Annotated in this window: 21 protein-coding genes and 1 tRNA gene; 3 read left to right on the forward strand and 19 right to left on the reverse strand. The window is 65.1% G+C overall.

The annotated features are described in order from the left end of the window. Positions 1–29: 29 nt before the first annotated feature. From GKC41_RS02735 to GKC41_RS02745, 3 genes are all read right to left on the reverse strand, one after another. Positions 30–1,601 carry an acyl-CoA carboxylase subunit beta gene (locus GKC41_RS02735; protein ID WP_154312831.1) on the reverse strand — a complete coding sequence of 524 codons (1,572 nt, stop codon included), beginning with the start codon at positions 1,599–1,601 and terminating at the stop codon, positions 30–32. Beyond that, entirely contained in the window at positions 1,598–3,433 is a 1,836-nt protein-coding gene (locus GKC41_RS02740) for an acetyl/propionyl/methylcrotonyl-CoA carboxylase subunit alpha (protein ID WP_154312832.1), read from the reverse strand. Before GKC41_RS02740 ends, GKC41_RS02735 begins: the two co-directional genes overlap by 4 nt. 65 nt (positions 3,434–3,498) lie before the next feature. Beyond that, a complete protein-coding gene (locus GKC41_RS02745) occupies positions 3,499–4,260 on the reverse strand; it encodes a biotin--[acetyl-CoA-carboxylase] ligase (protein WP_154312833.1) in 762 nt (253 codons plus the stop codon). Positions 4,261–4,782: 522 nt separating this feature from the next. On the opposite strand from GKC41_RS02745, the gene GKC41_RS02750 reads away from it, so the two are divergent. Next, positions 4,783–6,675 (forward strand): DUF6020 family protein, encoded by a 1,893-nt coding sequence (locus GKC41_RS02750; protein WP_195760126.1) that lies wholly within the window; start codon positions 4,783–4,785, stop codon positions 6,673–6,675. Beyond that, positions 6,672–7,904 (forward strand): PucR family transcriptional regulator, encoded by a 1,233-nt coding sequence (locus tag GKC41_RS02755; RefSeq protein WP_154312835.1) that lies wholly within the window; start codon positions 6,672–6,674, stop codon positions 7,902–7,904. The genes GKC41_RS02750 and GKC41_RS02755 overlap by 4 nt, the downstream gene beginning before the upstream one ends. Before the next feature lie 89 nt (positions 7,905–7,993). Here the strand turns inward: GKC41_RS02755 and rplA are convergent, their stop codons facing one another. The 12 genes from rplA to dapE all read right to left on the reverse strand — a co-directional run bounded on the left by rplA (position 7,994) and on the right by dapE (position 19,723). Further along, a complete protein-coding gene (gene rplA / locus GKC41_RS02760; protein ID WP_029678147.1) occupies positions 7,994–8,683 on the reverse strand; it encodes a 50S ribosomal protein L1 in 690 nt (229 codons plus the stop codon). Positions 8,684–8,747: 64 nt separating this feature from the next. Continuing rightward, on the reverse strand, positions 8,748–9,179 hold the full coding sequence (rplK, locus tag GKC41_RS02765) for a 50S ribosomal protein L11 (RefSeq protein ID WP_045935776.1): 432 nt from the start codon (positions 9,177–9,179) through the stop codon (positions 8,748–8,750). 138 nt (positions 9,180–9,317) lie between these two features. Beyond that, positions 9,318–10,163, reverse strand: a complete 846-nt coding sequence (gene nusG, locus GKC41_RS02770; RefSeq protein WP_154312836.1) for a transcription termination/antitermination protein NusG — start codon at positions 10,161–10,163, stop codon at positions 9,318–9,320. A gap of 30 nt (positions 10,164–10,193) precedes the next feature. Continuing rightward, positions 10,194–10,418: a preprotein translocase subunit SecE gene (gene secE / locus GKC41_RS02775; RefSeq protein WP_029678149.1), complete on the reverse strand. Its 225-nt coding sequence runs from the start codon at positions 10,416–10,418 to the stop codon at positions 10,194–10,196. Between the two features lie 44 nt (positions 10,419–10,462). Beyond that, positions 10,463–10,538 (reverse strand) — tRNA-Trp (locus GKC41_RS02780). A gap of 120 nt (positions 10,539–10,658) precedes the next feature. Continuing rightward, the gene (locus GKC41_RS02785) at positions 10,659–11,867 is read right to left on the reverse strand and encodes a pyridoxal phosphate-dependent aminotransferase (protein ID WP_195760148.1); all 1,209 of its coding nucleotides are present in this window, start codon (positions 11,865–11,867) and stop codon (positions 10,659–10,661) included. Positions 11,868–11,910: 43 nt separating this feature from the next. Next, entirely contained in the window at positions 11,911–13,053 is a 1,143-nt protein-coding gene (proB, locus tag GKC41_RS02790; RefSeq protein ID WP_154312838.1) for a glutamate 5-kinase, read from the reverse strand. Next, positions 13,050–14,729 (reverse strand): GTPase ObgE, encoded by a 1,680-nt coding sequence (gene obgE / locus GKC41_RS02795; RefSeq protein ID WP_154312839.1) that lies wholly within the window; start codon positions 14,727–14,729, stop codon positions 13,050–13,052. The genes proB and obgE overlap by 4 nt, the downstream gene beginning before the upstream one ends. Before the next feature lie 131 nt (positions 14,730–14,860). Beyond that, entirely contained in the window at positions 14,861–15,112 is a 252-nt protein-coding gene (rpmA, locus tag GKC41_RS02800; protein WP_015022457.1) for a 50S ribosomal protein L27, read from the reverse strand. Positions 15,113–15,144: 32 nt separating this feature from the next. Further along, on the reverse strand, positions 15,145–15,453 hold the full coding sequence (gene rplU, locus GKC41_RS02805; protein WP_024626855.1) for a 50S ribosomal protein L21: 309 nt from the start codon (positions 15,451–15,453) through the stop codon (positions 15,145–15,147). 155 nt (positions 15,454–15,608) lie between these two features. Continuing rightward, entirely contained in the window at positions 15,609–18,257 is a 2,649-nt protein-coding gene (locus tag GKC41_RS02810; protein ID WP_324612012.1) for an Rne/Rng family ribonuclease, read from the reverse strand. Positions 18,258–18,493: 236 nt separating this feature from the next. Continuing rightward, complete coding sequence (gene dapE, locus GKC41_RS02815; protein WP_154312840.1) at positions 18,494–19,723, reverse strand: succinyl-diaminopimelate desuccinylase; 1,230 nt, start codon at positions 19,721–19,723, stop codon at positions 18,494–18,496. Between the two features lie 144 nt (positions 19,724–19,867). On the opposite strand from dapE, the gene GKC41_RS02820 reads away from it, so the two are divergent. Then, the gene (locus tag GKC41_RS02820) at positions 19,868–20,812 is read left to right on the forward strand and encodes an AEC family transporter (RefSeq protein ID WP_324612028.1); all 945 of its coding nucleotides are present in this window, start codon (positions 19,868–19,870) and stop codon (positions 20,810–20,812) included. 22 nt (positions 20,813–20,834) lie between these two features. Here the strand turns inward: GKC41_RS02820 and GKC41_RS02825 are convergent, their stop codons facing one another. The 4 genes from GKC41_RS02825 to GKC41_RS02840 form a co-directional block, all read right to left on the reverse strand. Beyond that, positions 20,835–22,184 (reverse strand): Maf family nucleotide pyrophosphatase, encoded by a 1,350-nt coding sequence (locus tag GKC41_RS02825; RefSeq protein WP_324612013.1) that lies wholly within the window; start codon positions 22,182–22,184, stop codon positions 20,835–20,837. Continuing rightward, on the reverse strand, positions 22,174–23,226 hold the full coding sequence (gene thrB / locus GKC41_RS02830; RefSeq protein ID WP_154313075.1) for a homoserine kinase: 1,053 nt from the start codon (positions 23,224–23,226) through the stop codon (positions 22,174–22,176). The genes GKC41_RS02825 and thrB overlap by 11 nt, the downstream gene beginning before the upstream one ends. Next, positions 23,226–24,566, reverse strand: coding sequence for a homoserine dehydrogenase (locus GKC41_RS02835; RefSeq protein WP_154312843.1), 1,341 nt, complete (start codon positions 24,564–24,566; stop codon positions 23,226–23,228). Before GKC41_RS02835 ends, thrB begins: the two co-directional genes overlap by 1 nt. Positions 24,567–24,677: 111 nt before the next feature. Continuing rightward, on the reverse strand, positions 24,678–26,249 hold the full coding sequence (locus GKC41_RS02840; RefSeq protein ID WP_154312844.1) for a diaminopimelate decarboxylase family protein: 1,572 nt from the start codon (positions 26,247–26,249) through the stop codon (positions 24,678–24,680). Positions 26,250–26,259: the final 10 nt, after the last annotated feature.

A 26,259-nucleotide genomic window follows, 5' to 3' on the forward strand; every position in this document is an offset into this window, starting at 1 on the left:
GTTGATTGCCGATAATGACGAGGTGAAGTTCACAGAGGCTGGTTGCCGTGGTGCTTGTCGTTGACCCTGACGCGCTGCTTGTCCGCCAGGAGGTCCATGGCCTGAATCAGGACCGGTCTGGTCTGCTCCGGGTCGATCATGGCGTCCAGCTCGCCCATCTCCAGGGAGAGATTGGCGTTGACGGTGCTGGTTTCGTACTCCTGGGCAAGCTTGTTTCGCAGCTCATCCACATCCCGACCGGCCTCCTTGGCCTCCTGCAGGTCGCGCCGATGGATGATGTTGACCGCACCCTGGGCTCCCAGCACTGCTATCTGCGAGGAGGGCCAGGCGTAGTTGAGGTCCGCGCCGATGGCCTTGGAGCCCATGACGATGTAGGAGCCGCCGAAGGCCTTGCGCAGCACAATGGTGACCATGGGCACCTGGGCGTTGGCGTAGGCGTAGATGACCTTGGCCCCCCGGCGGATGATGCCGGCATGCTCCTGGTCCGAGCCCGGCTTGTAGCCAGGGGTGTCCACCAGGGTGATGACCGGCAGGTTGAAGGCGTCGCAGAGGCGGACGAAACGGGCCAGCTTCTCGGAGGATTCCACATCCAGGCTGCCCGCGTCCACCATGGGCTGGTTGGCCACGATTCCCACCGGCCGGCCTTCAAGGCAGGCGAAGCCCACCACGATGGACCGGGCATAGAGCTCCTGGACCTGGACCAGCTCGCCGTAGTCGACGATGGCGTGGATGACGTCCAGCACATCGTAGGGCTGCCGGTCGTTCTCGGGGATGACCGTGGCCAGTCGCTTGGCGGCCTGACGCTCGGCATGGCCGGAGATGAAGGCGTACCGGGGAGGCTCCTGTCCGCTGTTGGCAGGCAGGTAGGCCAGGACGGTCCTGGCATAGTCGATGGCGTCGGCCTCATCCTCACCCAGGTAGTGGGCCACGCCGGAACGGGTGTTGTGCACGTAGCCGCCGCCCAGCTGGTCCATACTGATGGTCTCGCCGGTGGCCGCCTTGACCACGTCGGGACCGGTGACGAACATGTCCGAGTTCTCCTTGGTCATGATGATCAGGTCGGTCAGGGCCGGGCAATAGACGGCACCGCCTGCGCAAGGGCCCAGGATCAGGGAAATCTGCGGGACGAAACCGCTGGCCTGGCAGGTCTTGCGAAAAATGTGGCCGTACTGGGTCAGGGCGGCCACACCCTCCTGGATGCGGGCACCTCCCGAGTCGATCATGGCCACGATGGGGACCTTGATCCGCAGGGCCATGTCCATGAGTCGGCAGATCTTCTCGCCCTCGGCCCGGCCCAGGGTGCCGCCCCGAACGGAGAAGTCCTGGGCGTAGACGCCGACCTTGCGCCCATAGACCAGGCCGAAGCCGGTGATGACCGCGGAGCCGGCCCGGTCCCCGGCGATGTCGCCGCCAGCGAATCGGCCCACCTCCTCGAAGGTGTCCTTGTCGAAGAGCAGATCCAGGCGCTCCCGGGCAGTCTGCTTGCCCTTGGCATGCTGACGGTCACGGGCGTGCTCCTCGGCCTGCTTGGCCAGGGCGGCGGCCCGGTGGATGCCCTGGCGTACCGGCTGGGAGCCCAAGGTGGATTCGGTGACGCTCATGCCTGCTCCTCCCCGCCCAGATCCAGGGTGACCAGGGTCTGGCCCGGATCAACCCCCTGGGCCACGGACACGTCGATGGTCTTCACACGGCCCTTGGCCGGGGCATAGACGTAGTTCTCCATCTTCATGGACTCCAGAACCACCAGCAGGTCGCCCTTGTCCACCTCCTGGTCGGGGGCCACGTTGATGCGGGTGACCACAGCCTGCATGGTGGCCACGATGACCCCGGATCGGGCTGCATCCTGCCGGGGTGCGCCGGGCTCCTGATCGCGCAGCCCGCGCCCGCGCAGGGGCTGCCGGGGCCTCGAGATGCCGCCGTGGCCGCCGACGCCGCCCATGCCTTCCAGCAGCGACTGGGGCAGGGCCAGCCTGACCCGCTTGTCGTCGATCTCCACGTTGTAGGTCTCCATGGGATCGCTGTCCCGGTCCTGTTCCTGGGCGGAGGCGCCGGAGACCGAGGCGGGCTGGCCGCTGCCGTTGGAGGCTGGCTCCACGTTCAGGTAGACCCGTTCGAGCCACTTGGTGGACACGTCGAAGGAGTGACCGTCCTCGGCGGTGAACTCGGGGTTGGTGAAAATCTTCTGGAAGAGGCCGGCCGGGGTGGGAACCCCGCTGATGCTCATCTCGCGCAGGGCCCGACGGACCCTGGCCACGGCCGCCGGACGGTCCTGGGCGGTCACGATCAGCTTGCCCATCATGGAGTCGTCCCTGGGCGAGACCGTGTCGCCCACCTCCACGCCCGAGTCCACGCGGATGCCGGGGCCGGAGGGCCACTGAATCGACTCGATGGTCCCTGAGCTGGGGGTCAGGTTGGTGGCCGGGTCCTCGCTGGTGATGCGCAGCTCAAAGCTGTGGCCTCGGGGTGGAGGCGCCACGTTCAGGGAGCCGCCGTCGGCGATCCGCAGCTGCTCGCGGACCAGGTCCAGCCCGCAGACCTGTTCGCTGACCGTATGCTCCACCTGCAGCCGGGGGTTGACCTCCATGAAGTAGACATCGTCCCTGGGGGTGACCAGGAACTCGCAGGTGCCCAGGCCCACGTAGCCCACCGTGTCGAACAGGCGGCGGGAGAATCCCTCCAGCTGGGCGATCACGTCGTCGGACAGGAAGGGGGCCGGGGCCTCCTCCACCAGCTTCTGGTTGCGGCGCTGGACCGAGCAGTCCCTGGTGGAGTAGACGGTGAACTGGCCGTGGCTGTCTCTGCCTGACTGGGTCTCCACGTGCCGGGCCCGGTCCACGAACTTCTCGATGAAGTAGTCGCCCAGGTCGCCGCCCTGAAGGGCATCGTGGTTCATGTAGAAGGTGCGCAGCTCGTCGCTGTCGTTGATCAGGGTGATCCCCCGACCGCCGCCGCCGTCGGCCTTCTTCATCATGACCGGATAGCCGTGCTCGTCGGCGAAGTCCAGCAGGGGGCGCATGTCGGTGACGGGCTCGCTCAGGCCTGGCACCACGGGCACCCTGGCCCGCTCGGCCACCTTGCAGGCGGTGATCTTGTCACCCAGCTCGTCCAGGACCTCCGGGGCCGGACCCACCCAGGTGATGCCCGCATCAAGCACCTTGCGGGCGAAGGAGGAGAACTCGGACAGGAAGCCGTACCCCGGGTGGAGGGCATCAGCGCCGGCCCGGCGGGCGATGGAGACGATCAGATCCTCGTTCAGATAGGTCTCCAGGTTGGTGTCCCCAGGCAAGAGGTAGGCCTCGTCCGCCATCTGGGCATAGGGGGCATCCCGATCCTGGTCGGCGTAGACGGCCACGGTTGCGATGCCCATCTCCTGGGCAGTGCGCACAACCCGCAGGGCTATCTCGCCGCGGTTGGCGATCAGCAGTTTTTTCATTCCCCTCTCCTCACTGGTTGCTCAAGGGTGATTGGACTGACGGAAAGCATGAACAGGGTGGGGGTTTAGACCCCCACAGCAGCTACTTCAGGCAGGACGCCCACATCTGCCGTGGACACGTCGACTTGGCTGCCGTCGGGCAACCGCACCTGCAGGGAGGCGTCCGGATTGATCTGCAGGGCACGGCCCTCCACGGGCTCACCAGCCACGGGAATGACCCTGACCCGCCTGCCCAGCGTCCAGCTGAGTGCGACAATCCGCGAGCGCAGCCCCTGCGGCCCGTTCAAGGTCCTGTCCAGCGACCCGTCAACGCCGAGGGGGGCCATCTCCCCGCTCAAGTGCCAGCTGATGGCGTCGACCAGATCGTCGCGCAGGGTCCGGTAGTCGGGCAGGTCCTGGTAATGGAGCTGCAGGGAGGTGGACTCAGCAATGGGCAGCGCCTGCCGAGGTAGGAACAGGTTGATGCCGATGCCGACAGCCAGGGCCGACCAGTCCTGATCCACCCGGACCAGCTCGCAGAGGATGCCCCCCAGCTTGGCTCCGCGGCAGAACAAGTCGTTGGGCCACTTGAGGGTCAGGACCCCGTCAGGGTCGCCGCCGCCAGCCAGCCGGCAGCCGTGGTACTCAAGCACGTCCTGCAGACCTTCCAGAGCAGCCAGTCCCGCCACCATAGGCATCCATCCGCCAAAGGGTCCGGTCAGCAGGCTGGTGGGCATCGGCAGGGCCCAAGTGGCCAGCAGGGAGCGTCGGGGCTGATTGACCCAGGTTCGGGCGAGACGACCGCGGCACCGGGACTGCGCATCGGCAACCGCTACGCTCAGCGGCATGGTGCTCCCCCCGGCGCCCGGCCATCGCCGAATACCTTTACTTGCGACTCTTCCCTCGTATCGTGTAGTCGTAGAAACACCCTGACGGGTATTTTTTCGAGGCGTATCTTCGGCTTTTCCCCTTGTGCCAGAGGCCAGTCCCTTCACGGCCTCCGTGCTCGTTGTCGCTTCACCGCCCCCAAACAGCCGCTCGACCCGGTCGCGCGCATCCGAATACGTCGAGGCTTCCAGAGCATGGGCCACGAGCGTATTGGTCGAATCGACGGTGTCGAGCACCACGATTGATGAAATTACGCCACTGTCCAGCGATGCCGATGGCTGCCACTTGATATTCTGATGAGGCACGCGTTCCACTATACGGCACAAGGGGTCAGCCCCGGTAGCGAACCACCCACAAAAGCGAAGGCCGGTTTTTGTATCTTTTCACAGGGAACCCCTGGACAGCTCTGAGCGCATCCTCGGATGGGCACTGGATAAAATGGGGAAGCCGTACACCAGGCATGACCCGCGAAAGGGGTTCTTTTGAGCGCAGACAGCGGAAGGGCGCAAGCGAGAGAGGCGGGCGAACAACCTGTGCAAACATCGGCCTTGCAGACCAGGAGGCCTGGTTCCCGTGCTTCCCGGACCGTCGGCCTGGCCCTGGCCTTGCTGGCCTGCCTCTGGATTGCTTTCTGCACTGGACTGGGCCCCATCTACCGTCAGCAGGGTTCGCTGACACAGGTGGGCCTGCCTCAGGTGCTGATCATGCTAGGCACCCTGGCCCTCTGTCTGGCTGTAGTGCTGGTCTGCCGCCGGATTCTGCTGGGTTGCGAGCCCCTTCGGATGCCACAGCGCTTGACCGCCCTGGCGCAACGTCCACGGATGCGCGCCTACGCGGCATTCATCACCCAGCAGACCAGCGGCTGGCGACCCATCATGCGCCTGCTCCTGCTGGGCTGGGCCTGGGCCTTTCTTACCCTGCTGGCCGCCTACGGGGCCGACCTGTACGCGCAGGCCCAGGAATGCGCCAACTTCCTGGCCCAGCTGCAGGGCGATCAGCCCCTGTACGGCGGCAATGCCTTCACCCAGATGGACGTCTACCCCATCGGTCATTACCTGTGGCCGGAGCACCCTGCATTCCTGACCGACCAGCACAACATAGTGCTGACCCTGATCTATGGGATGACCATTATGGCCTCCAACCATCTGACCGGATCCTATGATGCGGGCATCGTGCTCCTGGCAGGGCTGCAGGTGCTCTTCGCCGCTTTCTGCTGCGCCGTCACCGTCGATCGCTTCCTGCGCGGCAGCGGAACCGCACAGGTCGGTGCCCTGGCCCGTACCCTGGTCGTGCTCTTCTTCCTCTTCTCCCCCTTCGTGGTCTTCAGCACCTTCAGCCTGACCAAGTCCCCCCTCTTCGCCTTCGCCTTCATCTGGTGGTTCGGCATCTGGCACCAGCTGGAGTCGGGGGACAAGAACTCGCCGCTCTACGCCAGCCAAGCGGCCCGGTTGCGCCCCGGCCTCGCCTTGAGCACCCTGATCATGCTGATCAGCGCCAAGTACGCCCTCTACATCGTCCTGGCCCAGCTGATCCTGGCCCTGTTCATCCATCGTCGTCAGTGGGCCACCATCCTGATAGGACTCCTACTGCCCCTGCTCCTGTTCACGGGGGTGACAGGGGCCCTGACAGCGACGGGGACAGTCATCAAGGGCGACCCCGTGGAGAGCCGCAGCATCCAATTGCAGCAGATCGCCCGGGTGGCCCAGCGCAACCCCCAGGGGATTCCGGCCCAGGCAAGAGCAGACCTTGAGCCCATCATGGACCTGGACAATGCCGCCATCCAATACACTCCCTGGGAGGCTGACCGGGTCAAATCCTCGGGCAACCAGCCCAAACTGATCGTCTACCGCTGGAGGACCGTCACACCCGAGCAGCTGTCCCGGCTGAATCGTGCCTGGCTCCAGGTGGGACTGCGCAACCCGGTGATCTACCTGGATGCATTCATGGCCGAGTCCTACGGCTACTTTGACCCCGGCGACTCTGCCTACGTGGCCATGTCCTACTACCTGAACAACGGCTACGTGCAGAACTCGGGCTCCTGGCTGGCGGCCTGGTGCCACGACTGGCGCAACGGGGTGACCGGATTCGTCAGAACCTGGGCCGACACCCCCCTGCTGGGCCTTGCGGCACGGGCCAACTTCTGGGTGGTGGCCGCCCTGCTGCTGATAGTCGCACGCCTGGCAGCCGGTCACTGGCGCGGTGCCCTCTGCTGGTTTCCCCTCCTGCTGATCATGGGGGTCATGATCACCGCACCAGCCAACAACTTCGAACGGCACATGCTTCCGGTGGACATGGTGGTGCCCTTCCTGATCCTGGACATGGTCCGGCAGAGCCGCCACTCCCTTGCCGAAAACCTGATGGATCGGCCGACATGATCGGCAAGCCGAAGCGGCCCAGACCGAAGGACCACGACCCTGTCGAAGCGCAGCAAACTCACCGGACACCTGTCGCCTCCGATGCCGCCATTGAGCAGATTCTCCTGAAGACACTGGATCATCTGGAGGAGGCACTGCCCTGGACCAGGTCCCTACCAGCCGATGGGCGCAGAACCTTGGAGGGGGCCATTCGAACCGCTCTGGACGACCTGCTCTCCCGACTTGACGCCCAAGGCACGGAAGACAGCGAAGTCCCCTCCCCCGTACCAGCCGAGCTCTCCCGGAGCCTGGGCCCGCACCGGGCCATGGAGCTGACCCAGGTCATTCTGGACATGCTTGAGGATGCTGGCCGGACCATGGGTGCCGAGGGGGAACGGTCCACGCTGGTCTACACCCGTCATGCCGCAACCGCAGCAGCCGCTCTCTATGCCGACCTGGCCGAGGCAAGAAACGGACGCAAGGCCGCAACGGAGTCCAGAATCATCCGGCATTTGATTGAACAAACGGCGGATACACGGACCGTAGACGATCTGGCACGGCTGGGATGGCCGACCGAATTCGACTGCTTCGCCGTCGTTGGTGAAGCCCGGGGCAACGATGACGGACAGGGCATGGAGAACGCCCGCCAGCCCATCCACACTACGATGGCCCGTCAAGGTGGCAGGGCATTGGTAGGCGAGAGCGAGGGACTGATGGTGGTCCTGATCGACCCCAACCGGTCGGGCAGTCCGACCGACTTCTGCGCGTCCATCCTGCGCTTCTTCGCCGACGAGTCAGCTGTCTGCCTGGGGCCGCTGAACCACGGAATTCCCGGTGCGGGAGCCTCCATTCGAGCCGCCCTGAGCACACACGCGGCGGCCCCGGCAGTTGCCGACCCCATCACCGCAGCCCTGCCCAGGCCACTGCACGCCGATGACCTGCTGCCCGAACGAGCCCTCAACGGGGACAGGGACGCTGCCGATCAGCTCGACCAGGAGGTCTATCTGAGCCTGGCCGGCCAGGATCCGGACGGGCCCCTGCCAACCACCCTGCTCACCTTCCTGCGCTCGGGCAACTCGCTGGAGGTCACCGCCAAGAAGCTTGGAATCCATCCCAACACCGTGCGCTACCGGCTCAGGCGCTGTGTGGAGGTAACCGGCTGGGATGCCATGGACCCGCGAGAATCCTTCGTCCTTCAGGCAGCCCTGATCATCGGCAGAATCCGAAGGTCGCATCCGGGTGCCGACTGACTGAGGCCTGTCCAACTGCTGCCTGGCCAAGATATGAAAAGGGCGGGGACCGAAGGTCTCCCGCCCTGGAAGTATACAGCCGAACCGGCTCAGAGCACCGCGATGTCCAGGGGGACGCCCGGACCCATGGTGGTGGTGACGGTGGCCTTGGTGATGTAGCGGCCCTTGACCGTGGCCGGCTTCAGGCGCTTGATCTCCTCGTCGACCGCGTGGAAGTTCTCCTCCAGAGCCTGCTGCTCGAAGGAGACCTTACCCACGGGGAAGCTCAGGTTGCCGTTCTTGTCCACACGGAACTCGATACGTCCGGCCTTGATCTCGGTGACCGCCTTGGCCACATCCATGGTCACGGTGCCGGTCTTGGGGTTGGGCATGAGGCCACGGGGGCCAAGCACGCGGCCCAGACGACCGACCTTGCCCATCATGTCTGGGGTGGCCACCACGGCATCGAAGTCCAGGTAGCCGCCGGCGACCCTGGTCACCAGCTCGTCGTCGCCCACCTCGTCGGCTCCGGCCTCGGCGGCTGCAGTCGCCTGGGGACCACGGGCGAAGACCAGGACACGCACGGTCTTGCCGGTGCCGTTGGGCAGACTGACGGTGCCGCGGACCAGCTGATCGGCCTTACGGGGGTCCACGTTCAGGCGGTAGACGGCCTCCACGGTCTCGTCAAACCCGCGCTTGGGCATGCTCTTGAGCAGGGCGATGCCCTCCTCAGGGGTGTACAGGTTGGTGCGATCGACCTTCTCGGCCGCCTCACGGTACTTCTTGGAACGCTTGGTCATCTGCTTCTCCTATCAGCAGTCGCGGTGCGGGCAAGCGTATGCCCTACCGCTCACAACGAAAATTTCAGTCGGTGACGGTGATGCCCATGGAACGGGCAGTGCCTTCGATGATCTTCATTCCGGCCTCGACGTCACGGGCCGACAGATCCTCCATCTTGGTCTGGGCGATCTCGCGGACCTGGGCCTTGGTGACGGATCCCACCTTGGTGGTCAGCGGGTTGCCGGCACCCTTGGAGACACCGGCCGCCTTGCGCAGCAGGTCGGCTGCCGGCGGGGTCTTGGTGACGAAGGTGAAGGAACGATCCTCGTAGACGGTGATGATGCAGGGGATGACCTGGCCCATCTTGTCCTTGGTGGCATCGTTGTACTGCTTGCAGAAGTCCATGATGTTCACGCCGTGGGAACCCAGTGCCGGGCCCAGCGGGGGCGCGGGGTTGGCCTTGCCGGCCTCTATCTGCACCTTGATCAGCGCGGTGACTTTCTTCTTTGCAGCCATATGCTGGTTCTTCTTTCTACGAAGCGGTGATGTCGGAGACCATGGGTCCCCTCCCGCAACCTGTTCTTTCCAAATGCGCTCCACAGGGGAGCACAAGCTTGACGATTATCGCATCGACCGGGGACCGGCCGACGGCGCTCAGACGATCTTCTCGACCTGGTCGAATCCCAGCTCCACAGGAGTGTCCCTGCCGAAGATGGAGACCAGAACGGTCAGCTTCTGCGTGGTGGGCTCCACGTCGGAGACCACGGCGGCCATGGTGGCGAAGGGCCCCTCGGTGACGGTGACCTGGTCGCCGACGGCGTAGGAGACCTCCACTGTGCGCTTCTTGGCAGCCTCGGGCTTGTCCCCAGCGGCCTTCAGCGCCTCGGAGGCAATCATGGGGGCCATCATCTGGACAACCTCCTTGCGGGTCAGCGGAGCCGGCTCCTTGCTGGGGCCGACAAATCCGGTGACGCCCTCGGTGTCGCGGATGATGCGGCGGGCGTTCTCGTCGGGCCACATGCGAATCAGCACATAGCCGGGCACGCGCACGCGGGTGACGACCTTCTTGCCCTTGTCGGTGTGCTTCTCGACCTCCTCCATGGGAATCTCCACCTGGAAGACCTTGTCCTCCAGGCCGAAGGAGGCCACGCGGGACTCCACATTGGCCTTGACGCGCTTCTCGTAGCCGGAATAGGTGTGCAGAACGTACCACTTGCCCTCAAGGGTGCGCAGCTTCTTGGAGAACTCGTCCACGGCACGCTGACCGGGATCCTCCTGGTCGGTCTGATCATCGTCAGAATCGGAAGATTCGACCTGGGTGTCCTCGGCCTGGGCGGATTCGGCGGGTGTGCCGTCCTGCCCAGCCTGCTCAGAAGGGGATCCGAGAGACTGATCCTGGACCTGGGCATCCTCCTGTGTGGGGGCATCATCGGACGCCGACGGGACCGACTCGGCGGCCTGATCGGGGTCCAATCCCTCTCTGGTCAGATCATCACTCATGGATCACTCCACCTTCTACCTTGTCACGGCTCAGCCAAATATCAGGAAGGCCAGTTTGCCCAGCCCGAAGTCCATCACGGTCACGAAGACCATCAGCAGCAGCACAAAGATGAAGACGGCCACGGACCAGCCCACCAGTTCCTTGCCCGTGGGGGTCACGACCTTGCGGATCTCATCGATGACCTGCTTGATGAAGAGCCCGATACGCATGAAGAAGTTCGGCTTGGCTTCCTCAGCCCCATCCTTCTGTGCCATGGTCATCCGTCCTTCGTTTGTTCTGCATCATCTGCTGCAAGCCTTGGCAGGGAAGGCGGGACTCGAACCCACAACCTACGGTTTTGGAGACCGTTGCGCTACCAATTGCGCCACTTCCCTATCGGAACTTCCCACCAGCCTACTCGGCAGGGAGGAAAAACCGCCAAATCGCTAGTTTAGCCTAAAGGGTGGATTGAGTCCAACCGTGTTGCCCCGATAGCATTTTGCCCGGGAGCCGGATCAGACGCTGACCCATTCCCCAAGTCGCCGCATGCCCTCGGCCAGGTCGTCGTCGGCCAGCGCGTAGGAGAAGCGCAGGCAGCCGGGCGCGCCAAAGGCCTCACCAGGCACGGCCGCCACCTGGATCTGCTCCAGGATGACCTCGGCCAGCTCGCCCGAGGTGGCGCAGACCGTGCCCTGCGGACCCACTGGCCGATTCAACAGACCGGTCACGTCGGCAAAGGCGTAGAAAGCGCCCAGGGGTTCAGGGCAGGTCACCCCCTCCATGGCATTCAGGGCATCCACGATGGCCCGTCGACGCAGTGCGAAGGCCGACCGCATGGCCTCAACGTCCTCCAGACCGCCGGTCAGGGCAGCCAGAGCCGCCTGCTGGGAGACGTTAGCCACGTTGGAGGTCATATGCCCCTGAAGCTTGGCGGCCGCCTGGGCCACCGGCAGCGGTGCGACCAGCCAGCCCACCCGCCAGCCGGTCATGGCATAGGTCTTGGCCACACCGTTGACCACAATCAGCTGATCGCGCACCTGGGGTACCAGAGCGCCCGGATAGGGGGTGTGCGCCCCCTGGTAGGTCAGGTGTTCATAGATCTCGTCGCTGATCACCCAGATCTGGTGCTCCACAGCCCAGCGGCCCACGGCTGCCACCAGGTCGTCGTCCCAGACCGTCCCGGTTGGGTTGGCAGGCACGTTGAGAACAATGGCACGGGTGCGCTCGGTTCGGGCCGCCTCCAGTTGCTCCAGCCTGGGGATATAGCCCTGATCGGCTCCGCTGAGCACCGGGACCGGCCGACCGCCAGCCAGCAGAACCATCTGGGGATAGCTGGTCCAGTATGGTGCTGGAATGATGACCTCATCGCCGGGATTCAAAAGAATCTGGAAGGTTTCGTAGACGGCCTGCTTGCCGCCGTTGGTGACCACCACCTGATCCGGATCGATCCGGTAGCCCGAGTCACGCAGGGTCTTGTCGGCGATGGCCTGCTTCAGCTGGGGCAGACCCGCCGTAGGCGTATAGCGGTGGTTGCGCGGATCCAGACAGGCGCGGGCCGCAGCCTGAACGATGTGGTCAGGAGTGGGGAAGTTGGGTTCGCCGGCACCGAAGCTGATCACATTCATGCCTTGGGCCTTCATGGCCTTGGCTTTTGAATCCACGGCCAGAGTGGCACTGGGGGCCACCGCATCTATGCGTCTGCTCAGGGTCTGCCATTGCGCCATAGTCATACTGTCATGCTACCGCCCAGCACCCCCAGGGCTGTGCTCAGACCAGGACCAGAGAGTCCCGATGCACCAGCGGGTGGGCATAGTGGGCGCCCAGTCGGCTGCGGAGCTCCTTGGTGTTTAGGCCCAGCATGTCCTGGGCCTCCTCGGAGTCGTAGCCGGACAGGCCCTTGGCCACCTGGTGGCCAGACTCATCGTGGATCCAGACAGGATCGCCGGCCGAAAACTCACCCTGGACCGATCTGGCGCCAGCTGCCAGCAGGCTGGCTCGGCCGCCGCGCAGGGCTTTGACAGCCCCCTGATCCACCAGATAGCCACCCCGGGGACGGGAGGCGAACTTGATCCAGAGCCGATGCGAGGAGCCCCGCGGACGGATGGGGGCGAAGAGGGTGCCCACCCTGTCGCCGGCCAGGGCAGGGCCTGCAAGGTCGGCGCGGGTCAGAACCACGGGCATGCCGGAGGCCGCGGCAATCCGAGCCGCCTCCAGCTTGGTGGACATGCCCCCGGTCCCCAGCCCGGAGACGGACCCCTGGGCATCCACCTGGTCCATGATGGCCGCTACATCGGGCACGAAGCCGATCTTGCGCGCCCCTGGCCTGGATGGGGGCTCGGTGTAGAGGGCGTCCACATCAGTCAGCAGGACCAGGGCATCGGCGCTGACGATGTTGGCGATCAGGGCCGAAAGGTGGTCGTTGTCGCCGAAGCGGATCTCGTTGCTGGCCAGGGCATCGTTCTCGTTGAGGATGGGGATGACCCCCAGATCCAGCAGACGGCAGAGGGTGCGCCGGGCGTTGCGGTACTGGACGGCATGGGTGGTGTCACGGGCGGTGATCAGAATCTGGCCCACCCGCAGACCATAGCGCGCGAAGGCGGTCTCGTACTGGGCCATGAGCAGACCCTGGCCCACCGAGGCCGTAGCCTGCTGGGTGGCCACGTCATCAGGTCGTTGGTCAAACCCCAGGGTGCCGAAACCTGCAGCAATGGCTCCGGAGGTGACCAGGACCAGGCGAGCACCATTGACGGCCGCAGAGGCCAGGGCGCCCACCAGCGAACGCAGGCGGCCAAGGTCCAAGTGCCCGTGAGAATCAGTCAGGGAGCTGGAACCTACCTTGACCACCATGGTGCGGGCCTGGGCCACCCGGGAACGGACCGCGGCCTCGTCGGATCCCTCCCCTCCGGTCATTGCCCAGCCTCCTCCGAACTGGCAGCATCCGTATCCCCGCGCCCCAGCAGACCCTGCCTGTCGTGGGGATCGTCGTCCACGGAGGGGTCGGCCCAGTGCCCCTGGCGCCGCTCCTGCTCCATGACCTGACGAACCGCCTGCCGGGCGTCCATCATCTGGTGGTACTGGCGGCGGCGTTCACTGTTGGTGCGGCGGCGGTTGAGCCCCTGGCTCTCCTCCAGACGCAGGTCACGGCCCCGGGCTACCTGGGGGGTGCCGTCCAGCATTTCAGCGCCGGCCGCCACGCTTGGATCCCAGTCGAAGGCCACAGCATCGTCGCCAGGACCGATGCGGACCTCGTCACCAGGTCTGGCGCCGGCCTTGCGCAAGGCATCCTCCACGCCCATCCGAGCCAGGCAGTCGGCCAGATAGCCCACGGCCTCCTCGTTGTCGAAGTTGGTCTGGCGAACCCAGCGCTCGGGCTTGGCTCCGCGGACCCTGAACCAGGTCTGTCCGGACCGGGTCTGATGCCGCTCAAGGGTGAAGTCCCCGGACTGGTCGGCATTCCTGCGCCGACGCTCCAGGGGGCGGATGACCACACGCTCCTCCTGCCTGGCCTCCTGCTGCTCCTGCAGCTGCCTGCGCAGGCGGTCCACCAGATCGGCCAGGTAGTAGCCCAGCTCCTTGAGCCCCTGATGCGAGGCCGTGGAGACTATGAAGACTTTGAGGCCCAGGGCCTCAAAGTCGGGACGGACGAATTCGGCCAGTTCACGGGCCTCCGGCAGGTCGGCCTTGTTGAGGATGATCACCCTGGGCCGCTCGGCCATGGGGATGACCCCCAGCGGAAGTTCCAGGCGGTCGGCATAGCGGGAAAGCTCCTCCTCCAGGGCCCGATAGTCGCTCATGGGGTCCCGGTCAGGCTCCAAGGTGGCGCAATCGATGACATGGGCGATGATCTCGGTGCGCTCGATGTGCCTCAGAAACTCCAGCCCAAGGCCTTTGCCCTGGGAGGCCCCCGGAATCAGCCCTGGCACATCGGCCATGGTGAAACGGCTCTCCCCTGCCTGGACCACGCCCAGGTTGGGTACCAGGGTAGTGAATGGGTAGTCGGCGATCTTGGGACGCGCCGCGCTCATGGCCGCCACCAGACTGGACTTGCCCGCGCTGGGGAAACCGACCAGGGCCACGTCGGCGATGGATTTGAGCTCCAGCACCAGGTCGCGCTCCTGCCCGGGGTCCCCAAGCAGTGCGAAGCCGGGAGCCCGCCTGGCCTTGGTGGCCAGGGAGCGGTTGCCCAGGCCGCCCACGCCACCCTGGGCCGCCACGAACCGGTCCCCAACATGAGCCAGGTCGGCCAGACGCTCGCCCGGCTGCTTGCGCTCGCCTTGGCCTCCCTTGGCGGTGAAGACCACAGTGCCCACAGGCACCGGCAGAATCAGATCCTGGCCACGGCTGCCGTCCTTGTCGCCGCCCAGACCCATGGTGCCCGATTCGGCCTGGCGGTGGGGCAGGAAGCGGTAGTCCAGCAGACTGGTGGCGTTGGCATCGGCCTGAAGAATGACCGAACCGCCCTGGCCGCCGTCGCCCCCATCGGGCCCGGCCAGGGGCTTGTACTTCTCGCGGCGGATGGAGGAAGCCCCATTGCCGCCGTCGCCACCCTTGACATGGACGGTGACCTGATCCACAAATGCACTCATAGGGGCCCATGGTACTCAATCCGGCCTGACATGCGGCCCCTGAGAGCTGAATGCCCGGCATCTTCATACATATATGCAAAAAGGCCACCCCATGACAGGGATGGCCTTTGGCCGATGCCGATAAAGGGCAATCAGGCGGTAAGCACGTCAACGACCTTGCGGTCACGCCGGTTGGCGAACCGAACGGTGCCGTCCGTCAGAGCGAAGAGGGTGTGGTCCTTGCCCAGGCCGACATTCTGGCCGGGATGGAACTTGGTGCCACGCTGGCGAACGATGATGTTGCCGGCCACTACAGCCTCGCCGCCGAACTTCTTGACGCCCAGGTACTGTGCATTCGAATCGCGCCCGTTGCGTGAGCTGGACGCGCCCTTCTTATGTGCCATGTCTGGTTCCTTTCCTACCTCGACCTAGGCCCTCAGGCGATGGCCGTGATCTTGACCACGGTCTGCTTCTGGCGGTGGCCCTTGCGGCGCGCCACGCCGGTCTTGTTCTTGAACTTCTGGATGTTGATCTTGGGGCCCTTGGCCTCGTCATCCACGACCTCGCCCTTGACGGAGATCTTGGCCAGATCCTTGGCGGCCATGGTCACCTTGGATCCATCGACGACCAGCGCGACCGGAAACTCGACCGACTCGCCCTTCCTGGCAGCCAGACGGTTGACCGTGATCTGGTCACCGACCTCGACCTTCTCCTGATGGCCTCCGGCCTTCACAATCGCGTACATAGCCCTACCTTGCCTGTTGTCCAAAGCTGTATGCGCCCGGCATCCGAGTCCTGCCATGCGATTGACGGACCCGTCCAGACACCAGCTAACCAGTATAGAAGCAAACACACCGCGTCGTCAAATGTGCCTGCCCCGCCGACAAAACGAGATTAAGTTTATGACTCCTTGGCGACATCCGCCGTCTCAGCCTGGGCATCGTCCTCGTCCGATGCCGCCTGGGCCGCCGCAGCGATCCTGGCCAGCTTGGCCTTGACTGCAGGTGTCGAGCCGGTGGACAAGGTCTCCTTGGCAGAGGAGCCATGCCCATGCTTGTTGGTCTTGACGAAGGGGTCGCCGCCCTTGACCGCGTACGGATCGGCGTAGGAGGCGGAGATGGTCGGCTTGTCGTGGAGGATGAAGCCTCGGCCATGGCAGGTGGGGCACTCCTCGGAGAAGGCCTCGACCAGACCCTGGCCCACCCGCTTGCGGGTCATCTGCACCAGGCCCAGTGAGGTGACCTCGGCCACCTGGTGCTTGGTGCGGTCCCGGGCCAGGCACTCCACCAAGCGGCGCAGGACCAGGTCGCGGTTGGCGGGCATGACCATATCCACATAGTCGATCATGATCATGCCGCCGATGTCGCGCAGACGCAGCTGCCTGGCGATCTCCTCGGAGGCCTCCAGGTTGCAGCGGGTCACCGTCTCCTCCAGGGACTTGCCCTTGCCTATGAAGCGGCCCGTGTTCACATCGATGGTGGTCATGGCCTCGGTGCGGTCGATGACCAGGGAGCCACCGGAGGGCAGGTAGACCTGGCGCTCCATACCCTTGCGCAGCTGGCTGTCGATGCTCCAGCGGTCGAAGACATCCTTGCCCTGGTGTTCGGCCGGATCCCAGTGCTCAAGCTTCTCCTCCAGGTCGGGTGCCATGGTCTCCAAGTAGTTGCGGACCCTCTCGTAGACCCCCTCGCCCTGGACCACCAGCTTGGCGAAGTCGTCGTTGAAGATGTCGCGGACCACGCGGATGGCCACGTCCGGCTCGCCCTGCAGAAGCTTGGGGCGCTTGCCGTGCAGGAACTCCTTGCGCTTGTCCTCGATCTTGCTCCACTGACGTTGCAGGTTCTCCAGGTCCTTGGTCAGGGCCTCCTCGCTGGCCCCCTCGGCCGCGGTTCGGATGATGACGCCCATGTCCTTGGGGGCCACCCTGGAGACGATGCTCTTGAGGCGGGAACGCTCATGGTCGGGCAGCTTGCGGCTGACACCCGTCATGCCGCCCGAGGGGACCAGGACCAGGAAACGGCCGGCCAGCGTGACCTGCGAGGTCAGGCGGGCGCCCTTGTGGCCGATGGGATCCTTGGTGACCTGGACCAGCACGGGATCGCCGGATTTGAAGGCCAGTTCGATCCGGCGAGGCTGGCCCTCCAGACGGGTGGAGTCCCAGTTGACCTCGCCGGCGTAGAGCACGCCGTTGCGGGCCTGGCCTATGTCCACGAAGGCGGCCTCCATACTGGGAAGGACGTTCTGGACCCGGCCCAGGTAGATGTTGCCGACAGTGGAGACCTCCTGGATGTCGGAGACGTAGTGCTCGACCAGGATGTCGTCCTCGATGACCGAGATCTGGGTGTGGTGCTCCTTCTCGCGCACCACCATCAGACGGTTGACGTTTTCGCGGCGGGCAAGGAAGTCCTGCTCGACCAGCTGGGACTGGCGGGAACGCTCGCGGCGGTTGTCCCGTCGGCGCTGCTTCTTGGCCTCCAGGCGGGTGGAGCCCTCCACGTCGGTGATCTCGTCAATATATTGCTGCTTGCGCGAACGGCGGGTGCCGGACTCCTCTGACTCGCCCTCAGCGGACTTGGAACCCCTGCGACGACGGCGACGACGGGTCAGCGGGGCCTCATCCTCGTCATCCTTGTCCTTCTCCTGCCCGCGACGGCGACGACGAGTGGAAACGGGCTTCTCAGAGTCCTCATCCTCGCTCTTGGCGCGGCGACGACGACGGGTGCGGGTGCCGGACTCCTGCTGGGCCTCGTCCTGCTCCTGATCATCGTCGACCACGAAGGTGATGCCCTCGTGATCCAGATCCTCCTCGATGCGCTCCACCTCGTCGGCAGCCCTGCGCTCCTCGGCGTTGAGCCTTCGGGAACGGCGTGAGCCGCCCTCTGAAGTACTCCTGGACCTGTTCCGGCGGGAGGTCTTGGACGATTGCTCGGTATCCTCATCCTCCTCATCCCGGTCCTCACGCTCATCCCGCTCAGGCCGGGAGGCTGGTATGACGGGCTCCTGGAAGAGCAGGGATGTCATGGGACGGGGACGGGAGGCACGGGCGGCGCGCGAACCCTCATCCTGCTTTTCGGCCTTTCGGTCTGTCCTTTGGCTGCGGCCCGAAGTCAGAGCCTCCACAGCCTCGAGGGCACGTTCCTGGCGGTCCTGATCAGGTTCGCCCTCCTGGGCATGCTCCTCGGTGCGTCGACGGGCAGTAGTTCGGGTGCGACGACGAGTGGTCGCCCTGGCCGGCTTGGACTCGCTCCCATCCTCCTGGGCGCTCTGATCGGCCGCCTGATCCTCCTTGGGTTTGCGGGTGCGACGACGACGGGTGGCGGAGGACTTGGACTCGTCGTCCTCCTCCTTGGCCTTGCGGGAGGCCTTGCGCTTCTCGGCCTCGACCTTCACAGGTACGTCGGCACCGGCGGCGCCGGCCACCCTGACCACACGTCGTCCAGTACGACGACGGGTGCCGGAACTGGCAGTCTCCTCGACCTGTCGCTCCTGCCCATCACCGATGGTGGACCTATTATCCTGGGTATCCTCAGTATTCGTTTTTTCGGGCACAATGCTCCTTGCGGCACGCCGCCTCGCGCCGCTCTCACGGTTCCGATCCGTCCTCACGCTGCACTCTCACTGCAACCGCGCACCTACGTACGCCCGATCGAAACGCCTTGGCAAAAAGTCTTCCTGACGCAGGCGGACACCGACGCCCACACGGATCACTGGGTCTCCGTCCGGGGGGATCAACGCCTACGCTGCAAGTGGTCAGGCAGAACCACCGTCCTCTAGTATGACACAGATCAGCGGCCTTCAGGTCCATTGAGCCACTCGACCAGTATTGCCTCCAGCCGGACCAGGTCATCCAGGGGCACCTGTTCGTCGGCCTTGTGGGCCAGCAGGGGGTTCCCTGCACCTAGGTTGACGGCTGGTAGGCCAAGGGCTGAAAAACGCGCCACATCGGTCCATCCCAGTTTGGCGCGAGGCTGCTGGCCTGTGGTCCGGGCGACCAGGTCCGCCAGCGAACGTGCCCAAGGCGAATCCAGGCCTGGACGAGCTGCGGGCGATTCGTCGCACATGCGTACCGAGAAACCCTGGAAGACCCCGCCCAAGGCCATATGCTCGCCATTGCCCAGCTCAGCGCCTGTCCCCTGACCCATCATCAGCTCCTTGGCCTGGGCCAGGCTCTTGTCGGGGGCGAACCGGTAGTTGACGTGCACCCGGCAGCGGTCTGGAATGACGTTGGTGCCCAGACCGCCCTCGATCATGGTGGCGTTGAGCCCCTCCCGGTAGTCCAGGCCATCCACCCTCACCGTAGCCGGACGGTACTGCTCCAGACGGTCCAGAATGGGCGCGGCCGCGTGGATGGCATTGCTGCCCATCCAGGATCGGGCGGAGTGGGCCGCCGTACCGTGGGTGATCAGGTCGAATCGCATGGTTCCGTTACAGCCGGCCTCGATGGCGCAGTCGGTGGGCTCGCCGATGATGGCGAAATCCCCCTGCACCCAGTCGGGGTGGGCGGCCACCACCCGACCCAGCCCGTTCAGGTCGGCCTGGACCTCCTCATGATCGTAGAAGACGAAGGTCAGGTCATAGACCGGCTCCTGCAGGGTGAGCGCCAGATGAAGGAAGACGGCATCCGAGGCCTTCATATCGGCTGTGCCCCGGCCGTAGAGCACCCGGGATCCAGGGTGGGCGGCGGCCAGATCGGTACGAATGGCCGGGTCGCCGGGCTCCAGCCAGCGCGGGGGCAGGTTCCCATCCACGGGCACGGTGTCCAAATGCCCGGCAAGGACGATGCGGTGGGGACGACCCAGCTGGGTGGAGGCCACAACCGTGTCGCCCAGCCGACGGACCAAGAGGTCAGAGCGTGAGGACAGGGCCCTCTGGACGGCATCGGCCAAGGCGGTTTCCTGACCGCTGACCGAGGGCATGGCGGTCATGGACTCCAGTATCCTTGCCAGGGCCTGGGCAGGTTCAGCCCCCCGGACTCCGGCGAGAAGATCAATATCCGTCTGTGTGTTCTTGGCCATAGTGCCATGCTAGCGGGCCGAAGGAGCGCGGATGGACCTGCAGCCGCAAGCATGGGCTCCGGGTGGCACAATGGGGACGACGGAAGCGGTGGCACTCTGCCTGGGAGGCCGCCGCCCACCATGCGAGACGAGGAGGATGCCGGAGTGCCTGGACTGTTCAGTGCCATGGAAGGATTCTTCATCATCGGCGTGGTCATCGCCGTGGGCTATGTGGCCGCCCGCTTCCATGTAGGCGGTCCCACGGCCCAGCTGGTGCTCAACAAATACTCCTTCTTTGTGTCAACGCCCTGCCTGATGTTCGCCATCCTCTCCAAGCAGAAGCTGTCCGTCATCTTCCACCCCAGCATCATCGTGGCCTTCCTGTCGGCGGCGGCCGTGGGTCTGCTCTTCGTGGCCCTGAACGCGGCCAGCTTCCACCTGCCGGCCGCCGAAGCCACCATCGGCGCTCTCGACTCCCTCTATTTGAACTCCAACAACATCGGGCTGCCCGTAGCCACCTATATTCTGGGCAATCCCACACTGGTGGCACCCATCCTGGTCATGCAACAGGCCCTGTTCACCCCCATCGGACTGACCGTTCTGGACGCGACCACCTCCGGCAAGCTCTCGGTCAGGACCATCCTCAAACAGCCTCTGAAGCAGCCCATCCTCATCGGCTCCATAGGCGGCATAGTGATATCGGCCATCAGCGCCCAGATCGGCCATTTCGTCATCCCCGACTTCATCTACAAGCCCATCGATATGATCGGACAGTCGGCCGTGCCCATGATCCTCATGGCCTTCGGCATGTCCCTACGGGGTTCGCGGCCCATGGGCCGGGGTACCGACCGCCGGGCCACCATAAGCGCGGTGATCCTGAAGAATCTGGTCATGCCCATAATCGCCTACCTGCTGGCCCGGTTCATGATGGGCTTCAGCGGAGCGGAGCTGTACGGGTGCGTGGTACTTGCAGCCCTGCCCACCGGCCAGAACGTCTACAACTACGCAGCCCGCTACGAGGTGGGAACCACCTTCGCCAGGGACGGCATCCTGCTGAGCACGATCAGCTCGCCTGTGGTCATCGCCCTGATCGCTCTGCTCCTGAGTTGATGAGCCCGGACAGGCCTCCTGCTCAGCCTTCGGCCGCCAGGGCCTTCAAGCGTTGCCGGAAGTGCGGCCAGTCCTGACCGAAAGCCTTCAGAAGAGGAAGGTCCGCGACCTTGTCCAGATCCACCCATTCCAGGGCGATGCTCTCATCGTCATTCATGCGCGGATCGACCTGGTGGCCGGGACGCTCGAAGGCCAGGATGGTCGTGTAGCCCCAGGGGCCATGGTCCTCCAGGTAGGAACCCACCACCTGAATGTCCTCCGGGCGGATATTGGCCTCCTCATAGCTTTCGCGCAGGCCGCCCTCCAGGGGGTTCTCCCCGTCGGAGATGGCGCCGCCCGGCACACCCCAGGTGCCGCCTTCGGCGCTCCAGCGCGCCCGGTGCTGCAGAAGCACGCTGACCGGCGACCCGGTACGGGCATCACGCCGGGCCAGCAAGACGCCGGCAGCCCCATTGAGCCCCCAGTGCCGCTTACCGCAGGCACAGTCGACCCATCCGTCGCCAGGCTGATGGATGTTCTCCACGGGGGCGACCAGTCCTTCAGGACCATGCGTCGATCCGGCAGTCTGTTGCTGCTCGGGCATGACGCGTTCGGCCCACAGGTCAGGCCAGGAAACGCCCAGCTCCTGAGACAGGGCGCGCAGGGTGGGCATGCTCAATCCCATCACCCCGCTGGGATCGCCCTGGATGCCCTGGATGAAGGCGCTGCCCAATCCCTCCAAGGTGAAGGATCCGGCCACCTCCAGGGGTTCGCCGGTGGCCACATAGGCCTGAATGGCGGCCCGGTCGTAGTCTCCGAAAGTCACCTGAGCGCCGCTGACCGCTTGGGCCCGGCGACCGGTGGCCAGATCGATCAGACAATGACCAGTGACCAGGGTGCCGGTTCGGCCGCGCATGGCCATCAGCCGTTCCAGAGCACGCTCCGGCTTATGAGGCTTGCCCATGACGGCGCCGTCCATACAGAACAACGAGTCGCACCCCAGCAGGAGGGGCCCGCGCCCGGCACCGAGCATCCCGCCCCAGGCCCCGATGACCTGGCTCATGGGATCCCGGGAAGATGCACCCGGATCACCCTGGCTCAGAGGCCTAAATGTGACCAGGTCGCCCCGGGAGCGCCTTTCGGCATCTTTGACGGCATCCATGGTGGCTTGGACAGCCGAAGCCTTGGCCTCAGCCAAGACACTGACCCGTTCGCGCACATCCAGGTCCTCCAGGCGACAACCTAATGTGCTGGCCCGTTCTTCCAGAACGGCCGGCTCATCCACCTTTGAGGGTCGGATGATGGGGTCGATGCCCGCCTGGACCAGAAGCCGCCGCCTGGAGGGAGAGGATGAGGCCAGGATAAGAGGGATATGCCTGTCTTCAGTGTCCACGATTGCCTTCCTGGTCCCGTTCCACCTGGACCCCCTGGCAGTCCACATCCAAGGGCAGAATCCGCCAGCGGCCGGAATCCAGATAGTCCTTGGCAAGGGTCCGCAGCTCGTTTTCAGCTTCCCCATAATGCAGGACGATAATGCAGGGCCCGGCTCCAGAGACGGCCGCCGCGTAGCCCTGACGGCGCAGGAGTTGCAGGAGCTTGGTTGAGGAGGGCATGAGCCCGGCCCGGTATGGCTGATGGAGCCGGTCCTGGGTGGCTACGAAGAGCAGGGCGTTGGCCCTGGCAGCCTGCTCGGCGGCCTCGGTCCCCGGATCATCCAGTGACCCGGGGTTCAGTGCGCCGGGAATCAGGGCCGCCCTTGACAGGTTGTGAACGGCATCCGCGTAAGGCACCCGGTTGGGCAGGGCCTGGCGGGCCTTCTGCGTGGACAGGCGAGCGCCAGGGACGAAGACCGTGGCTTTGATGGCCGGATCCACCTTGTAACGCAGGGTGTGGTAACCGCCCTCCAAGGGTGCGCCCCCGGCTATGGGCAGGGAACCCACCCCTTCATCAGTGGCCAGGTCATAGGAGACGGTCAGCCCCCCGTAGACGGCAGGCGCCACATTGTCGGGATGCCCCTCGATCTGGGCGGCCAGTGCGAAGACGGCATCACGGCGCAGGGGGCCGGTGTGGGCAAAAGCCGCAGCCGCAGCGATCCCGGCCACGATGGCCTCGGCGCTGGACCCCAACCCCCTGGCCTGGGGGATGCGGTTGACCGCGCGCATGATGAACCCGAACCTTGGCAGCCCAAAGACCTGGCAGGCCCGCCTAAAGGTGGAGACGACCAGATGGGTCTCGTCTCGGGGCAGTGTCCGCTCCCCCTCGCCCTTGATCACGACATAGGCGGTGGTATCGCCCGGGTCCACGGAACGGGTGAAGACGATTTCGTCATGGTAGTCCAGTGCCAGACCGACCGCATCGAAACCCGATCCCAGGTTGGCGCTGGTGGCCGGCACACGCACCCGCACAGTGGACGGGCCTTCTACAGCAGGGGTCATCATTGGGCCTGCCGATCGAAGACGCGCAGGATGGAGGCCTGCCCGGTGACCGAGTCGAAGGTGGAGATCCGCTCGACCACCTGCCGCAGAGTCACCTCGTCGCACAGGTGGGTGACCACGCGCAGCTGCTGGATCTCGCCGCTGTAGCCCGGGTCATGGAGTGTGGGCTTGATGTCCTGGTTGACTCCGTTGATGGAGATGCCCGCCTCGGAAAAGACCTGGGCGATGGCCGCCAGCACGCCAGGCTTGTCATGTATCAGGAAACGGACGGCAAAGGCGGCCCGGGATGCATCCAGCGGGGCCATGGGGATGTTGGCATACATGGGAATCCCCGGTCCCATGCCATGCTGGACGATGTGGCGGGCCTCGGTGACCACGTCCCCCACAACGGCTGATGCTGTGGGCGCTCCGCCGGCACCCCGGCCGTAGAACATGAGGTCATCGGCGGCCTTTGCGGTGATGAAGACGGCGTTGAAGCTGCCATGGACCGATGCCAGGGGGTGACTGTCGGGGATCAGCGCCGGATAGACCCGGGCGGAGATACCCTGTTCGCCGCGTTCGGCCACGGCCAGAAGCTTGATGACCCGATGCTCGGTCTGTGCGGCCGCAATATCGTCAGCGGTGATGGCGCGGATGCCCTCCACGGGGACATCGTCCAGGCGCACATCGGTGTGGAAGGCCAGCGTGGCCATGATGGCGGCCTTGGCGGCTGCATCCAGGCCGTCCACATCAGCAGTGGGGTCCGCCTCAGCAAAGCCCTTGGCCTGGGCATCGCGCAGGGCCTGGTCGAATTGAAGACCCTTGGTGGTCATCTCATCCAGAATGTAGTTGGTGGTCCCGTTGACGATACCCACCAGGCTGGTGATGCCATCACCCACCAGAGACTCGCGCAGGGGCCGCACGATGGGGATGGCCCCGCCCACGGCCGCCTCGAAGTAAATATCAACTCCACGCTCTTCAGCAGCCCGGTAGAGCTCATGGCCATGCTGGGCCAGCAGGGCCTTGTTGGCGGTGACCACGCTGGCGCCGGACTCAATGGCCTTGAGCAGCAGGGTGCGGGCCGGCTCGATCCCGCCGATCAGCTCGATCACGATATCCGCCCTGGTGACCAGGCCGGCTGAGTCTGTGGTCAGCAGTGACGGATCAATCCAATCTGCCTTGACCTTGTCAGGGTGGAGGACTGCGATGCCCACCAGCTGCAGGGGACGACCCACTCGACTGGCCAGATCCCGGCTCTGCTCCACCAGGAGGCGAGCGGTCTGGGAACCCACGGTCCCTGCCCCTAGAAGTGCTATGCGGATAGGCCTGACGGCCTCCTGCTGCTGCGTATTCGTGGGCATATGGATCCTCCATCCGCCCCAACGGGGCCGGTCACCGTGTGTTGCTCCATCTTAGAAAGCCAATCCGACACCCGTATCTACCCCGGCGGCCATTTCCATCCGGAACGGGACTCATCCCTGGTCCAAGGCCAGCAGGTCATCCATGGTCTGCCGCCGCAGCATCAGATGGGCACCGGACTGGTCCAGACCTACCACAGGAGGGATCAGAGCCTGGTTGTAATTGCTGGCCATGGTCCGCCCGTAGGCGCCGGTCACCGGCACCAGGAGCAGATCACCCCGGCGAATGTCGGCAGGCAGGGGCACATCCTGCACCAGGATATCCCCCGATTCGCAGTGCTTACCGACGACACGGGCCTGAATCCGATCCGCGCTGCCCGGTCGGTTGGCCAGAACGGCAGTGTATTCGGCGCCGTAGAGGGCCGGACGGATGTTGTCGCTCATGCCACCGTCAACCGAAACGTAGGTGCGCACGCTTCCGTCAGACAGGGGGACGGGCTTGACGGTGCCCACCCGGTACAGACTCATGCCACAGGGTGCCACGATCCAACGGCCGGGCTCGAAGGCGATGACCGGCATGGGCATGCCCAAGCGACGGTTGATGGCGACCATGTCAGCCCCCAGGCTGGTCAGGGTCTGGTCCAGATCCATCCGATCCTCATCCGGGGTGTAGGGCACGGAGAAGCCGCCACCCAGATCCACCTCGGGCATCAGGTATCCGTCAGTGGCCCAGAAGGTATGTCGCAGCAGCATCATGCGTCGGGCGGCCTCAATGAAGGCCGAAGAGTCATGGATCTGGGAGCCGATATGGGTGTGGATGCCCACCAGCTCCAGTTCCTTCTCGTGGGAGCGAATCTCCTTGAGCAGGGCGATGGCCGGTCCGTCAGCCAGGGCGGACATGGCCTTGATCCGGGCGGGATCAGGCGGTTCAGCAGGCCCGTTGGCAGCGGAATACAGGGCCGAAGAGGAGGATGAAACCACGGAATCGACAGGAGTCGAGGAACCGTTGTTCTTGGTGGCCGCCGAAATCGCTGCCCCAGTCTGTTCGGAGGAACCAGGCTCAGGCCCAAGGTCCAGCAGGCCCACGTCGGTGCCCTGGGGCAGCAGGGGAATGCCGAACTTCTGATCCTCGTGGGCAGTGGAGATGTACTCGTGGCCGCCTGCGTGCACCCCCACGGTCACCCGGAGCATGACCTTGGCGCGACGTCCCTGCGCCCTTGCGGCAGCAGCGATTCGGGCAGGCTCGTCAGGCGCATCGATGACGATGGCCCTGTAGCCTTCCTTCACAGCCAGGTCGATCTCCTGGTCGGACTTGTTGTTGCCGTGCAGGACCAGGCGACGGCCAGGGGCGCCAGCGGCCTGGGCAATCAGCATCTCGCCCAGGGAGCAGGTGTCGATATCCAGCCCCTGGCGCAGCATGATCCGCACGGTCTCCTTGCTGAGGAAGGCCTTGCCGGCGTAGCTGACCCTGGTGGTCGCACCACCCAGATCCCGCAGGGCCGCCTGACGGAAGGCCGAGGCCCGTTCCGCCATCATCGCGGTATCCATCAGATACATGGGGGTGCCGTAACGCTTGGCCAGGTCCTCCATAGAGCACCCGTGCATGGTCAGCATGCCCTCGCTGTCCCGCTGCAGAGCTCCAGGCCAGAACCCGTCGAGCCCCAGCCCGCACATCCCTGTTTCCATCGACGACCTC

It is taken from the genome of Bifidobacterium asteroides (assembly GCF_009683175.1).
GTDB classification, from domain to species: Bacteria; Actinomycetota; Actinomycetes; order Actinomycetales; family Bifidobacteriaceae; genus Bombiscardovia; species Bombiscardovia asteroides_H.